The sequence below is a fragment of the Bacillus sp. ok061 genome (assembly GCF_900108285.1).
GTDB lineage: Bacteria > Bacillota > Bacilli > Bacillales > Bacillaceae_G > Bacillus_A > Bacillus_A thuringiensis_S.
The window spans coordinates 23,351-37,943 of record NZ_FNUW01000044.1; the positions used below are offsets into that span (position 1 = coordinate 23,351).

The following is a 14,593-nucleotide window of genomic DNA, read 5'->3' on the forward strand; positions in this document are numbered from 1 at the left end:
TCCCCCGTTATATCAAAATAAAAAATATCTTTGAGCCATAGGCAATACATCTACTGCTTCACACGTGATTACTTGTCCATCAACTTTAACTTCATATGTCTGTGGATCTACTTCAATTTCTGGTGTTGCATTATTCAGCTTCATATCTTGCTTAGAAATCTCTCTCGTATTTTTAACAGGTAATACAACTTTATCTAAACCTAATTTTTCTTTAATATTATTCTCATAGGCTACTTTCGATACAAATGTAATCGAACTTGACTGTACTGCTTTTCCATATGCACCAAACATCTTTTTTTCATAATATGGTTGTGGGGTAGGAATCGAAGCATTCTCGTCTCCCATTAATGCCATCACTACCATCCCGTTTTTCAAAACCATATCTGGCTTAACACCGAAAAATTGTGGATCCCATATTACAAGGTCTGCATACTTTCCTACTTCAATAGAGCCAACATATTCTGAAATCCCGTGTGTAATAGCTGGATTAATTGTATACTTCGCTATATAGCGTTGAATTCTATTATTATCGTTATATTCTTTATCTCCCTCTAAACTACCAATCTGCTTTTTCATTTTATCGGCGGTTTGCCAATTGCGAATAATGACCTCCCCAACCCTTCCCATCGCCTGTGAGTCAGAGCTAATCATGCTGAAAACCCCTAGATCTTGCAAAATATCCTCTGCCGCAATTGTTTCTTTTCGAATTCTTGAATCTGCAAACATTACATCTTCCGGAATATTCGCTTTCAAATGATGACATACCATGAGCATATCTAAATGTTCATCCAGCGTATTCACTGTATATGGCAAGGTCGGGTTCGTTGATGATGGTAAAATATTATTCAGCGCAGCAATCTTTATAATATCTGGTGCATGCCCACCTCCAGCTCCTTCAGTGTGGTACGTATGAATAACACGATTATCAATAGCTTTTATCGTTTCTTCCACAAACCCACATTCGTTTAACGTATCCGTATGAATAGCGACTTGAATATCATATTTATCAGCAATCTGTAACGAGTGATTAATTGCTGACGAAGTTGCTCCCCAATCTTCATGGATTTTCAATCCGATAGCCCCTGCAAATATTTGTTCTTCCAGGGCAGGTAAACTTGAACTATTTCCTTTCCCTAAAAATCCAAGATTTATAGGAAAAGCTTCTGCTGCTTCTAGCATTTTTCTTAAATTCCAAGATCCAGGTGTTATTGTAGTTGCCTTAGTCCCTTCTGCCGGTCCTGTTCCCCCACCAATTAAAGTTGTTATGCCTGAAGCCAATGCCGTATCAATTTGTTGTGGTGATATGAAATGCACATGTGTATCAATACCTCCAGCTGTAACGATTTTCCGCTCACCAGAAATTACTTCCGTTGATGTTCCAATGATGATATCAATATTATCCATAACTGAAGGATTACCACTCTTACCAATTGCTGAAATCTTTCCGTCTTTTATACCAATATCCGCTTTATATACTCCTGTATAATCAATAATAATCGCATTCGTAATAACAACATCCACAACCCCCTGTTCTCTTGTAAGTTGTGAATTTTGTCCCATACCATCCCTAATTGATTTTCCTCCACCAAAGACAGCTTCATCACCATATACAGTAGAATTTCGATCAATGTGTGCAAATAATTGTGTATCCGCTAAACGAATAGAATCTCCTGTAGTTGGACCATATAAATCAGCATATTGTCTACGTGACATCTTAAAACTCATGCTATCTCCCTCTTTTTGTGTAAGATTGAATATCGCCATCCACTTTATTTTTAAACCCATATACTTCTTGTTCCCCTGAATATGGAACTAATTCAATCGTTTTTTCATCTCCAGGCTCAAATCTTACCGCTGTACCTGCTGGAATATTTAAATGTTGTCCAATTGCTACACTGCGATTGAATTTTAACGCCTCATTCACTTCATAAAAGTGGTAATGAGATCCAATTTGAATGGGTCTATCTCCCTGATTTATCACTTTGACTTTCATTGCTTTTTTATTTCCATTACATACTATGTCTTCTTTCGCAAGGATATATTGCCCTGGAATCATAACATTCACTTCCTTTAATGAATTGGTTGATGAATAGTTACTAATTTTGTTCCATCAGGAAAAGTTGCCTCAACTTGAATATCTGATATCATGTCTGCAATACCATCCATAACATCTTCAGCACTTAAAATGTTTTTTCCAAGCTCCATTAATTCCGCTACATTTTTACCATCTCTTGCTCCTTCCAAAATTTCATACGTAATAATAGCGATACTTTCTGGATAGTTTAACTTAAGTCCCCTCTCCTTTCGTCGATAAGCTAAATCAGCCGCAACAACTACTAACAGTTTATCAATTTCTCTTGGCGTTAATCTCATTACAATCTTCCTTTCTGAAGTATTTTAAAACTAAGAATATTCTAAAAATAAAAGGTGTATTTTCAATGTCCTTTCCGTGTTTTCTCCATGTTTTTTTGCTATCACTCAAATAAAAAAAGAGCCCCTCGGCTCTTTTTTTATTTTCCTTCATTCTTCTCTAGCACATATAAATCTTCTTCGATATTCGTTAATTTCTCACTTACAAGCTTTCTTGCATCTCCAATTGCTTGATTGTATGCAAATGGTCCAACTAATTTAATCATTTCTTCTATTAAACGCTCTGCTTGGAAACGTCCAATTTCATCTAAATCTTCTTCCATGAAAAATTGCTGAATTTGCGCTACAAGCTCTTCTTTTTTATCATTTGGTATTTTTATATTCATCATCGTTGTTACTCCTCTATATTTAAGATAATATCTTCCTTAACTCTACCATAGAAAAACGATTACCAGGACAGCTTTTTGTAACTCCTTCTAACTCTCTATGACCGAGTATATTTTCTTTCTTTATAGCAAATTGTTTCATAAACATTTTGCATAAAGAATATAATGCATTCACTTGTGCAGGAGTAGGATCGTATTTATCGAAATTTCCCGTCATACATATTCCAATTGTATGACGGTTATGATCTTTCGCGTGCGCACCAATATGTAAACCTCGCCCTTCCACTACAGTTCCGTCCTTTTCGATAAAATAGTTGTAACCAATCCCGCTCCACCCTCTTACAGTTTGATGAAATTCATGCGTTTTATACACGTCCCATCCATCTTCAGCTGTATGGTGGATAATCAGTTGATTTACTTTTTCTAAAGGAACTAATTCATCTTGAAATGTTAGATTGACATATTTAATTTCCATTTAAACTGCCTCCTCTTAAAAATCAATCATAATAATCGTTTTATCATCTGACCTTATTCTCTTTTCCACTTCTAGCTCTTCAATGATTGCTACATATTCGTTTATACTATTCTTTCTTATATATGCAACAGTTTGTTCTAGTGGCCAATCTGGGTGGAATAACCCGTCTGAACAAATAAAAATCCCACTCACTTCATCTATATGTAATTCACCATGTTGTAAATAATGTATCGCTTCTTTCATTCCATTTGCAACTGAATAACCATTTGGCATATTTGCAAGATAACGATTGTATTTTAACTGTTCTCGCACATCTTGAAAAACATATTCTTCTGGTACAGATAACCCTTTTTTACGATCCTCTTCCCTCTTCCTTTTTGCTCGTTTACTAATTCCTTCAACTGTGTCTTTCGTTAATACTTGCATCGTTCCATTTTGAAAAGTTGCGACAATCATACAATCCCCAAGCTGCGCATATTCAATTGTCTCACCATCTATTTGAACTGCCGCAATACATGTACACCACAAATGCTCTTTCTTTCTCGTATCTACTTTATATTCCAACATTTTGCTTTGCAATGCTTCATTTGCTTTTGCAACTGCAAATCGTAAACTATGATTCTCTCGTAATGAAGTAAAATAACTTGCAAATAAATGCGAAGCGATGTATGCTCCATTATGTCCCTTTTCATCCTGAAACGGAACGAGGGGTGTTGCACCATCACACACACCATACATCCTTTTATTCTCATTACAAAAATAAGAATCCTCACATTCTTGCTTCAACGGGCTTTTCTGTTGATATGTTTTTATCTTCAAAACTGTATCCCCTTTCAAACGATAAAATACTCAAATTCTTTTGATTAATCTAATTTACCTAAATAAACTGTTTTTACCCAAAACTTTCAATATCATATATAATCTTGAAATAATATGAATTTTTCAGTGAAGGACGGGAAAGAAATGGTCAGATTCCTTGGTGTTATTATCGGTTCTATTATTATTGCGGTTGCCTTTAATCTTTTCCTTATCCCCCACAAAATTTTAAGTAGTGGAATTGGCGGAATTGCTATTATTTTAGGGATTGTAACCCCTGTAAACACAGGCATTATTAACTTTGTATTAAACTTACCTATCCTTATTTTAGGGTACATAGGTCTTGGAAAAAAAGTAATTTTTAACACAGTTGTCTCTGTAGTTGTATTATCTGTTGCATTATACTACGTTCCAGTAAAAGTCGTAGCAACAGATCCATTGTTATCTTCTATCTTCGGAGGTGTCATCGCCGGAGCTGGTATTGGTCTTGTTTTTAACTGTAATGGATCCACTGGTGGATTTGATATTATCGGTATGCTTTTATCCCGTAAGCGAGACATTAAACTTGGCGGATTCCTTATTGTTTTAAATACAGTCGTTGTAATAATCGCAGGATTCTTCTTCACCTGGGATGTTGCACTTACAAGCTTACTTTCAATTTATGTAACTGGTAAAGTAATTGATGCTGTTCATACAAAACATCGTAAAGTTACACTTATGATTGTAACAAATGAAGCAGAAAAAATGAAAAAACAACTTCTTTCAACTGTTGTACGTGGAATAACGTTACTTGATGGCGAAGGTGCTTATTCAAGCGAGAAAAAGCGTGTACTTATGACGGTCGTTTCTCGTGAAGAATTAGCAAGTATGAAACTAACAATTTCTGAAATCGACCCGAATGCATTCGTGAATATTACAGAAACTGTAGAAGTGTTAGGACTTTTCAGAAGAAGTTAAAGACTAGGTGGGAATCCACCTAGTCTTTATTTTGAATAAACTCAATTCGGTTTCCAAATGGATCTGACACGTAAAATCGAATTACATCTGGCCGTGCATAATCATCAATCACTTTAACACCTTGCTCTATAAGTGTTTGCTTAAATTCATTAATTTCATTCACATAAAAAGCTGGATGAGCCTTTTTATGTGGTGTAAAGTTCCGCTCGACACCAATATGGATTTCTTGATTTCCACATTTAAACCAACATCCACCTCGTTTTTCCAACTCTTCTGGCTTTGGAATTTCTTCCATACCAATCGTATTCCCATAAAAATCACGCGCCTCTTCTTCACACCCTACAGGTGCAGCTACTTGCACGTGATCAATCCCTCTAATATAATTTTTCATGTTCCATCCCCTCCTCTACCCTTATGTTATAACGAAAGCATTTCAATGTAACTTACAAAGAAATAATAAAACGATATAAGCTTCTCTTATTACTGCATTATATGTTTTTAGTAAAAAAAGAAAATAAATTCAATTCTGTAACTTTATTTTTTATAGAAATATAGGTTATACCTATATTATAGTTATGAATAGACAAATCTTTTTAGATGCTATTTGTACGGAGGAACTATTATGAGTCGTAAAAAATATTCACCAACTCAAAAAAAACGTCATCCGAACATTTCTAGACGTTTACGAAACCATATACAAGATCGTTCATTAACAGAAATGTACGCATCTCTGTTCGAACACAATCCTGATAGTATTATTTCATTAAATTTAGAAGGAGTTATCCTACATATAAATCCTTCTGCCGAAAGAATATTAGGTTACACTTCTTTAGAATTAGAACAGAAAAATATTACCTCTATTTTAGAAGCCCATATTTCTGAGCAAGTATTACAAAATATAAAGAATACTGAAGCGGATAATCAACAAGAATATATCTTATCTATTTATCATAAAAATGGATTCTTATTAGATGTTGTGACAAAACTAGTTCCTATTTTTGTTCAAAATCGTCTTACTGGCGTATATGCTATTATGAAGCCGCTTGAAAAATCAGAAAGAATTGAGAATATGCTAAAAGAAAGTGAGAAGAGATTACGTACATTAGTAAACTCCATGCCTGCGTTTGTTATATTTAAAGATCATGAAGGGCGCTGGCTTGAGGCAAATGACTACGCACTTTCTTGCTTCAATTTCCATCATGTACCTTACCACGGGAAAAAAGATAGCGAACTCATTCAATATAATGAAGCATACCGAGAAGCTTTTTTACATTGTGAAGAAATCGATGAACTAGCATGGCAACAAAGACAAATTCTTCATGGCGAGGAATTTATTATACATAGAGATGATTTCGATCTAATCTTAAGTATATCAAAAGTTCCGCTTTATCATCCTGACGGTTCTCGCAAAGGTCTTATCGTAATGGGGAGAGATGTTACTGAGCTAAAAGAAACTGAAAAGTTACTACGAAAATCTGAGAAGCTCGCAGTAGTCGGACAACTGACAGCTGGAATTGCCCATGAAATTCGAAATCCACTCACTTCTCTAAAAGGTTTTCTAACGTTGCTCCTCCCTGAAATAAGTGAGGAGCAACAATGGTATATCGATGTTATGTTAAGTGAGATTTCACAAATGGAATCCATCACGAGTCAATTTATGGCGATGTCTAAGCCACAAGTATTATCTATCCAAACTTGTAACATACAAACTTTAATTGAAGAGGTAGTTACATTTATTTTACCGACTGCAATTATGCATAGCGTTCATATCATCATGGATCATTTTGATTACGTATATGATATTCAATGTGACGGTAACCAATTAAAACAAGTTTTTATAAACATATTAAAAAATGCGATAGAAGCGATGCCAAATGGCGGAAATATTTTCATCCAAACAAAACCATTAGAGGATAATTTCATCTTAATACGAATTATCGATGAAGGTTGCGGCATTCCAGAAGATCGTATCTCCCGTCTAGGCGAACCTTTTTATAGTTTAAAAGAAAAAGGTACAGGACTAGGATTAATGATGTGTTACAAAATAATTGAAGAACATCATGGTAGATTACACATTTCAAGCGAATTAAATAAAGGTACGATTGTTGATATTGAGCTACCACTTTCTTCATCTCATCTTGCAATCCAGTCTTAAATAAAAAAGAAGCATCTGCTAATCGTTAGCAGATGCTTCTTTTTTAAAATGCTTTGTCATACCACTCTTTTGCTTTTTCTACTTCACCCATCGTTAATTGATGCCCTCGATTTTCCCAATGCATTGTTACATTCGCATTTGCATTTTCTAATAGTACCTTCAATTCCTCTGATTCTGCTGATGAACAAATTGGGTCATTTGTCCCAGCTGCAATAAACACAGATTTCCCTGCTAAATTTGCTAATTGCATTCCTCTTCTAGGTACCATTGGGTGATGAAGCACAGCACCTTTCAATGCATTTTCGTAATGGAATAATAAGCTTGCTGCGATATTTGCACCATTCGAATAACCGATAGCTACAATGTTATTTCTATCGAATTTATATTCTTTAGCCGCTTCATCTAAAAATTCATTTAATTCCTTCGTACGAAAAATTAAATCCTCTTCATCAAAAATGCCCTCTGCTAATCGGCGGAAGAAACGCGGCATCCCATTCTCTAGCACATTTCCTCTAACACTTAATACCGCCGATTCCGGATCAACTATTTCTGCAAGTGGTAGTAAATCTAATTCATTACCACCTGTGCCATGAAGTAATAACAACACTGGTTTTGACGTATCTTTTCCTTTTTGAAAAACATGTTTCATCATAATTCTGTTCCCCCTTCAATCACTTTAATCTAAATTTCTCACTTCAAATGGTAAAAGCGTTTGTTCAATCTGTTTTCTATGTTGTGCATATTGTTCCGGTAACTTTAATTCCTCACCCATCGACTCTAACGATTCATCATGAGCGAAACCAGGAGGATCTGTTGCAATTTCAAATAAGATTTCACCATGTTCTCTAAAATAAATCGCGTTAAAATAATTTCGATCTTGTACAGGAGTTACGTGATATCCAAAACGCGATACATGCTCTTTCCAGTCTAGCTGATCAGCATCGTCACTCGCTCTCCAGGCGATATGATGAACTGTGCCAACGCCCATTTGACCACGACCGATTGTTGATAATTTCAAATCAATAATATTCCCAATGTCAGCAGAAGAACGGAATCGAACAAATTCACCCTCTTCTCCAATTTTCTCAAGACCCATAATATGTTCTAACAATTCAGCTGTTTTTTGAGGCTGTGTAGATAAAAGAACAGCACCTCCAAAACCTTTAATTGCTACTTCTGGTGTAACTTCTCCAAAACTCCAATTATTTAATTCACCTTCTTCTCTTTCAACTAATTCTATATGCAAACCATGCGGATCATCAAATTCTAAATACTGCTCTCCAAAACGAGTCATTTTTGTATACGAAACATCAAATTTTTCTAATCTATTTTCCCAAAACTCCATTGCACCTTTTGGTATAACGTAAGACGTAATTCCTACTTGACCATCCCCAATAATACCTTGACGAGCACCTGCCCATGGGAAAAACGTAATAATTGTTCCAGGTTTTCCTCCTTCATTTCCAAAATAAAGATGGTACGTTCCTGGATCATCAAAATTCACTGTTTGTTTCACTAAACGTAACCCTAATACCCCAGCATAAAAATCTACATTTTCTTGCGGATGCCCTACAATCGCTGTAATGTGATGGATTCCCATTGTTTTCTTTTCCATTTCTTCCACTCCTTTTTTATTTCATTATAAAAATTGTTTTACATTTAAATTCATTATTCATTTTGTCCATACTACAAAGTAAAATCTGTCATTGCAATTTTATCTTGAATTCGAGATATTAATTATAAAATTACGTATCTGTGCCTAACCAACTAATTTATCTTGAATTCAAGATAAATTCTAAAAAATATTTGTTCGATTTATAACCATCATAAATTTTTATTATGAATGTTATTTATCTCGAAATCAAGATTTATTATAAGTTACTTATTTTTTATTGTCAATAAGTCCTTACTTTCATTTTACATGTAAAAAGAGTAAACGCTATTCATCGTTTACTCTTTTTGCAAATCATTTCGTTTCTTCTTCCAGTACTGCCTCCATCTCATTAAATTCACGATGAACTGCCTTAACGGGCTCTTTCGTTAATAAACTTATAACGATAACAGTTAATAAACTACAGAAGAATCCAGGTACCATTTCATACATAATTGCTTTTAAACTTGGAATTTGTACCCATGCTATAACAACTACTGCACCAACAATCATACCTGCAAGAACGCCCCACTTGTTCGTCCTTTTCCAATATAAACTTAATAAAATAGCTGGTCCGAATGCTGAACCAAATCCAGCCCAAGCATAACCTACAAGTGTTAAAATTGTATCACTTGGATGATACGCTAAAACAACTGCAATCATAGCTACTACTAATACTGATAATCTACCGATAAATACAAGTTCTTTGTCACTTGCGTTACGACGGAAAAATGTTTTATAAAAGTCTTCCGTTACTGCACTTGAAATAACAAGTAATTGTGAGGAAATACTACTCATAATCGAAGCCAAAATAGCTGATAATAAAAATCCTGTAATGTACGGATGGAATAAAATATTTGAGAATGTTACAAAGACCATTTCTGGGTCTTGTAATGTCGCATTATTTTTAGCATAATAAGCGATACCAATTAGACCAGTAAGCATTGCACCTATAATTGAAATCGTCATCCAACCGATACCGATTCTACGAGAAGTCTTTAAATCTTTAATAGAGGTAATTGCCATAAAGCGGACGATAATATGTGGTTGACCAAAATACCCAAGTCCCCATGCTAAAAATGAAATAATACCAAGTATCGTGGTCCCTTTAAACATATCTAAATGCGATGCATCGACTTGCTTAATCGTATTAAATGTTTCTGTTACACCACCGACATCCGTAAAAGCAACAATTGGCACTAGTACAAGCGCAATAAACATAATACAACCTTGCACAAAGTCCGTCCAGCTTACAGCTAGAAAGCCACCGAATAGTGTATACGCAACAACGACACCCACTGTTACAAATAAACCAATTTTATAATCAAGGTTAAAAGAATTTTCAAACAAACGTCCACCTGAAACTAAACCAGCCGACGCATAAAATGTGAAAAATACTAAAATGACGATAGCGGAGACAAAACGAAGTATTTTCGTACGATCTTTAAACCGGTTCTCTAAAAAATCTGGAATCGTAATTGAATCATTTGCCACTTCTGTATAAGTTCGTAAACGTGGGGCAATGATTAAATAGTTTGCATAAGCACCTATTAATAAACCTATCGCAATCCATACACTTGATAATCCTGTTGCATACATCGCACCAGGTAATCCTATTAGCATCCAACCACTCATGTCAGAAGCACCAGCTGATAAAGCTGTAACTGCTGGACCAAGTCCCCTTCCGCCTAACATATAATCTGATAAATCGGATGTCTTCTTATAAGACCAATATCCGATATACAACATACCTGCCATATAAATAGCAAGCGAAACCATAATTTCAATCTTCACCAAATCTCTCCCTTATTCCATAAGCCATTCAAAATTTCGAAAAATGACTTTTTCTATTTTCTTGTTTTCGCTTATGGTTCCCTACCTTAACAAACATTTTTTGTTCTTTCAAGTGAACGAGCACTTTTCATTACATGTGAAAACCTTTATAAACGCCTTTATCCCATTGGATTACAATGATTTTCTAAGAAATTAAAGCAAAAATATTCAAAAAATAAAACGATGTTTTTTCACACCTTATTTTCATTCGTTTACCCGATAAATTTTAAAAGAAAAAGCCATACAAATGTATGACTTTTAGCTTATTGACATCTCAATTTTCTCTTTCTCTACATATACTTTACGAAATTTCATATAGCATCCAATACGCCAGGGTACTATATAACAAACCGCAAGAGTGTAGAAAAGAATGCCAATTGACTTTGGATCTAAACCTTGTAAATGTCTTCTAAAATAAGCACGTAAAAGAACGATAACTAAAAATGTAGCAATAAAAGCGATACTTTTTTTCGCATAAATTTGACCATCTTCTCTAACTTCATACCCACTTAAAATAATAAGTGGAATTGACAATAACAGACCGATCCCAGCAGCTATACCAATTTGCCAACCAACAAGTTGTATCGGTGCAGCATATAAAGAAAAACCTGGTAATAAGAAGAATAATGGCAATAGTAATCGTCTTCCTTTATTTTTAATTGGTCGATTCATAGAACGCATGCGTCTAAATATAACGAGCCCTATGACGAGTAAAAAAATTGTAATACTGTACGAACCTTGCTGCACGTGAATCTCTCCCTAAAAATAGTCATTTTTAAAAATACTCCCCTATTATACTCCTAATTTTTCCAAACAATATGATTATTCCTCTGAAAAATCTTACATATCAAATATACTTTTAGATTTAATTTACTATAGGAAACAATTCCGAAAGAGGAACTACTCTCCCCATCTCGTCTTTAAACACAATATGCTCTCTAGTTAAATGGCGCGGGCTCTTCACTCCCGCTGCCGCTGCTAATGAAAATAAACTATATCTCATACTAATAATATAATTCATGACTCGCCACTTCTTCTCATACGGATCTAACGCTTTTTGATAATGCGGATTCGTCGTGGCCACACCAGATGGACATTGGCCAGAATTACATTGAAGGGCCATAATACAGCCGCTTGCCATCATAAATCCGCGGGCTGAACTTACAGCATCCGCCCCAATCGCTAAAGCAATTGCCACTTTATCTGGTGTGATTAATTTACCCGATGCAAATACTTTAAACTTGTTACGGACACCATAATGGTTTGCTGTATCGATAAATGTAAGTAATGCTGGAATAAGCGGCAGTCCCATACAATCTGCCATCGATTTATAAGTTGCTCCTGACCCGCCTTCTGAACCGTCTATTGTAATAAAATCTGGGTAAATGTTTAGTTCTTTCATTGTTTTTATTAAATCTTCCAAAGGCTCCTGCTGACCAATTACAATTTTCATTCCAACTGGTTTACCGCCTCTTTCTTGCAACTGTTGAATAAAACAAAGTGTATCCGTTGCATTCTTTAAAAATGAAAATCGATTCGGTGAATTAATCGTCTCTCCCTTTCGGACGTTGCGAACAGAAGCAATTTTCTCATTTACTTTTTGTCCCTCTAGATGACCACCACGTATTTTAGCACCTTGCCCAAATTTCAATTCGAATGCTCTAATATTACTTTCTTTCGCTTTCTCCATGAATTTTCCCATTGAAAAATCACCGTCCTCATCACGGTATCCAAATAACCCTGGACCAATTTGCGCAACGATATTTGCTCCTGTATGTAAATGTTCTGGAATAACGCCGCCTTCACCAGTATTAATCCACGATCCGCCTGCCATTTTTGCTCCAAAACCACTCGCTAAAATATAATTTTCTCCAATCGCGCCGTAAGAAGTCGCAGATGCACCAAACATGCCATGTAGCTTCCACGGATATTTACGGTTCTCACCGACTATAATTGCATCATCTTCTTCATACAGCCAAAGATTCGTTGTATCCGCTGTCAATTTTTCTTTTCTTGAAAATAATCCTTCTTTATGAATCACGTACTTTCTACCTTCTCGCTCTTGCGTGAAATTCACACTTAATTCCTCAGTTAATATCGGAAATAATGTATTAGCAATATAATAGCCAGAAGCTTCAAAATCTCGTTTTGATCCAAAACCAAGTATTTCAGAGCGGTATTTCGCTAAAAACATAACACTTTGAAAATCATAACGTGAGAAAGGCTTTCCATCCGTATCATGATCAAACCAATATTGCCGAAATTCAGGCCCTATCTTTTCCAGTAAGTAGCGCATTCTTCCTAAGTACGGATGTAATTTTAAAATAGAATGATGTGTTCGTTTTTTTATAAAAAATGTAATGATAAAAAAGACGATTAAAAGCAACATTAAAAATAATAATATACTAATAATAACGAGTAGCGTTTCACTCATCCCGCTTCCCCCTATGAAATCCCATAATAAAAGGAGAACACTCGATGTGCTCTCCTTTTATCTTTATTCATACTAACGTAGCAAGATGCTCTTTTGCATCATATTCAACTAAACTTTCAGCATGTTTAATTCGATGAACAAAGTCTGGATTTGCAATTAACGGTCTTCCGAATGCCGCTACATCAATCGTTCCTTCTTGCAACTCTTTTTCGGCCTCTTTCGGATTTAAATTACCAACTCCAACAATCGTACCATCCCAATATTTTCTTACTAATTGATGAAAATTCTTTCCGTCAGCAATCTCTTGCGTATAATTCATCGTTGAAGGATGGATCATCGTTAATCCAACTTCTTTGAACATATTTACGAACGTTTCAATTGCAAGCTCAGGGTTTTCCCACATATAAGTAGGATTATCACCTTTGAAAGCAGAGAAGCGAAGAAGTGTTTTATTAGCTCCAACAGCTTCTATTACAGCAGCCGTTACTTCTTTCATAAACGTTAACCTTTGTTTTAAATTACCGCCATATTTATCTGTTCGCTTATTCGCAGACTCATACGTAAATTGATCAATTAAATATCCGTGTGCACCGTGAATTTCTACTCCATCAAATCCAGCTTCGATTGCATTTTTCGCAGCTTGTGCGTATTGACCAATCACTTCTTGTATTTCTTCTAACGTCATTGCTTCTGGCGTATCAAACGGTTTACGAAAACGTGGAACATTTCCCTCTGCAGCGATAGCAGATGGTGCTTGCGGCATTTGGCCACCAATTATTTCATGATGACTCATACGCCCAACATGCCATATTTGAGCAATAATCGTCCCGCCTTCTTTATGTACTGCCTCTGTAACAGGTTTCCAAGAATCGATTTGTTCTTGTGTATAAATTCCTGGTACTCCTGGATTCCCTTTCGCTCTTGGACTAATGACAATTCCTTCTGTAATAATTAATCCAACTCCGTCAGCAGCACGCTTTCTATAGTATTCCACTACATCAGCACCCACTGCTCCAGTCTCATTATCTGCAAAGCATCTTGTCATTGGTGCCATTGCTATACGATTACGAAGAGACCAAGCTCCAATTTGAATTGGATCAAACAACTTTGTTTCTTCAACGTTTTCAAAAGATCCCCCAGCGTTTACATTTGTTCCTTCATAAATACTCGCTGCTTTATTACTTGAACTTGTCATCTTTCTTCCCCCTAAAAAATCTTACTATAATCGCATCATACTTACTTTTAGATAGTAACGTCAATTTTTACGACTTTACAATAAAAAATTCGAATATCAAAAAAACAAAATGCTATAAATAATATTAAAAAGGTTTCCTTAGAAGGAAACCTTTTTTCAGAGTGTTGGGAAACCCTTTAGGGTTCCCCACACTCTGGAATCATTTTGATTTTAGCGAATAAAAACAACATAAAATAATAGAGTTTCAAAAAAATAGCCCTCCACCAGACCTTTTTTGGTCAGATGGAGGGCTATTTTTTTCATGTTTTGACAAGTTGCGGT

Annotated in this window: 15 protein-coding genes; 2 read left to right on the forward strand and 13 right to left on the reverse strand. The window is 35.4% G+C overall.

Annotation, left to right across the window (positions count from 1 at the left end; genetic code table 11):
* Nucleotides 1–12: 12 nt before the first annotated feature.
* The 6 genes from ureC to C4S65_RS31425 form a co-directional block, all read right to left on the reverse strand.
* Entirely contained in the window at nucleotides 13–1,725 is a 1,713-nt protein-coding gene (gene ureC / locus C4S65_RS31400) for an urease subunit alpha (RefSeq protein ID WP_000008666.1), read from the reverse strand.
* Between the two features lies 1 nt (nucleotide 1,726).
* On the reverse strand, nucleotides 1,727–2,056 hold the full coding sequence (locus C4S65_RS31405; RefSeq protein ID WP_000612160.1) for an urease subunit beta: 330 nt from the start codon (nucleotides 2,054–2,056) through the stop codon (nucleotides 1,727–1,729).
* Nucleotides 2,057–2,070: 14 nt separating this feature from the next.
* Nucleotides 2,071–2,373 (reverse strand): urease subunit gamma, encoded by a 303-nt coding sequence (locus C4S65_RS31410; protein WP_001241327.1) that lies wholly within the window; start codon nucleotides 2,371–2,373, stop codon nucleotides 2,071–2,073.
* A 137-nt stretch (nucleotides 2,374–2,510) separates the two neighbouring features.
* On the reverse strand, nucleotides 2,511–2,759 hold the full coding sequence (locus C4S65_RS31415) for a DUF2164 domain-containing protein (RefSeq protein ID WP_000981064.1): 249 nt from the start codon (nucleotides 2,757–2,759) through the stop codon (nucleotides 2,511–2,513).
* Nucleotides 2,760–2,778: 19 nt separating this feature from the next.
* The gene (locus C4S65_RS31420; RefSeq protein ID WP_000404192.1) at nucleotides 2,779–3,231 is read right to left on the reverse strand and encodes a peptidoglycan recognition family protein; all 453 of its coding nucleotides are present in this window, start codon (nucleotides 3,229–3,231) and stop codon (nucleotides 2,779–2,781) included.
* Nucleotides 3,232–3,246: 15 nt separating this feature from the next.
* Nucleotides 3,247–4,068, reverse strand: coding sequence for a protein phosphatase 2C domain-containing protein (locus C4S65_RS31425; protein WP_142391606.1), 822 nt, complete (start codon nucleotides 4,066–4,068; stop codon nucleotides 3,247–3,249).
* Nucleotides 4,069–4,194: 126 nt separating this feature from the next.
* Here C4S65_RS31425 and C4S65_RS31430 point away from each other — a divergent pair, with 126 nt between their 5' ends.
* Nucleotides 4,195–5,004 carry a YitT family protein gene (locus tag C4S65_RS31430; RefSeq protein ID WP_000251348.1) on the forward strand — a complete coding sequence of 270 codons (810 nt, stop codon included), beginning with the start codon at nucleotides 4,195–4,197 and terminating at the stop codon, nucleotides 5,002–5,004.
* A 19-nt stretch (nucleotides 5,005–5,023) separates the two neighbouring features.
* Here the strand turns inward: C4S65_RS31430 and C4S65_RS31435 are convergent, their stop codons facing one another.
* Nucleotides 5,024–5,395, reverse strand: a complete 372-nt coding sequence (locus tag C4S65_RS31435) for a VOC family protein (RefSeq protein WP_000800782.1) — start codon at nucleotides 5,393–5,395, stop codon at nucleotides 5,024–5,026.
* A gap of 231 nt (nucleotides 5,396–5,626) precedes the next feature.
* Between C4S65_RS31435 and C4S65_RS31445 the strand changes: the two genes are divergently transcribed.
* Nucleotides 5,627–7,159 (forward strand): BA3702 family sensor histidine kinase, encoded by a 1,533-nt coding sequence (locus tag C4S65_RS31445; RefSeq protein WP_061665794.1) that lies wholly within the window; start codon nucleotides 5,627–5,629, stop codon nucleotides 7,157–7,159.
* Between the two features lie 43 nt (nucleotides 7,160–7,202).
* On the opposite strand, the gene C4S65_RS31450 is transcribed toward C4S65_RS31445, so the two are convergent.
* The 6 genes from C4S65_RS31450 to C4S65_RS31475 form a co-directional block, all read right to left on the reverse strand.
* On the reverse strand, nucleotides 7,203–7,811 hold the full coding sequence (locus C4S65_RS31450) for an alpha/beta hydrolase (protein ID WP_000975491.1): 609 nt from the start codon (nucleotides 7,809–7,811) through the stop codon (nucleotides 7,203–7,205).
* A 24-nt stretch (nucleotides 7,812–7,835) separates the two neighbouring features.
* On the reverse strand, nucleotides 7,836–8,774 hold the full coding sequence (locus C4S65_RS31455; RefSeq protein ID WP_061665796.1) for a ring-cleaving dioxygenase: 939 nt from the start codon (nucleotides 8,772–8,774) through the stop codon (nucleotides 7,836–7,838).
* A gap of 351 nt (nucleotides 8,775–9,125) precedes the next feature.
* Nucleotides 9,126–10,604 carry a sodium/proline symporter PutP gene (gene putP, locus C4S65_RS31460; protein WP_141551085.1) on the reverse strand — a complete coding sequence of 493 codons (1,479 nt, stop codon included), beginning with the start codon at nucleotides 10,602–10,604 and terminating at the stop codon, nucleotides 9,126–9,128.
* Between the two features lie 297 nt (nucleotides 10,605–10,901).
* Nucleotides 10,902–11,390 (reverse strand): cytochrome c biogenesis protein CcdC, encoded by a 489-nt coding sequence (locus C4S65_RS31465; RefSeq protein WP_001183916.1) that lies wholly within the window; start codon nucleotides 11,388–11,390, stop codon nucleotides 10,902–10,904.
* Between the two features lie 118 nt (nucleotides 11,391–11,508).
* Nucleotides 11,509–13,077, reverse strand: a complete 1,569-nt coding sequence (locus C4S65_RS31470) for an FMN-binding glutamate synthase family protein (RefSeq protein WP_086407555.1) — start codon at nucleotides 13,075–13,077, stop codon at nucleotides 11,509–11,511.
* Nucleotides 13,078–13,144: 67 nt separating this feature from the next.
* Nucleotides 13,145–14,272 carry an alkene reductase gene (locus C4S65_RS31475; RefSeq protein ID WP_098838343.1) on the reverse strand — a complete coding sequence of 376 codons (1,128 nt, stop codon included), beginning with the start codon at nucleotides 14,270–14,272 and terminating at the stop codon, nucleotides 13,145–13,147.
* Nucleotides 14,273–14,593 lie beyond the last annotated feature (321 nt).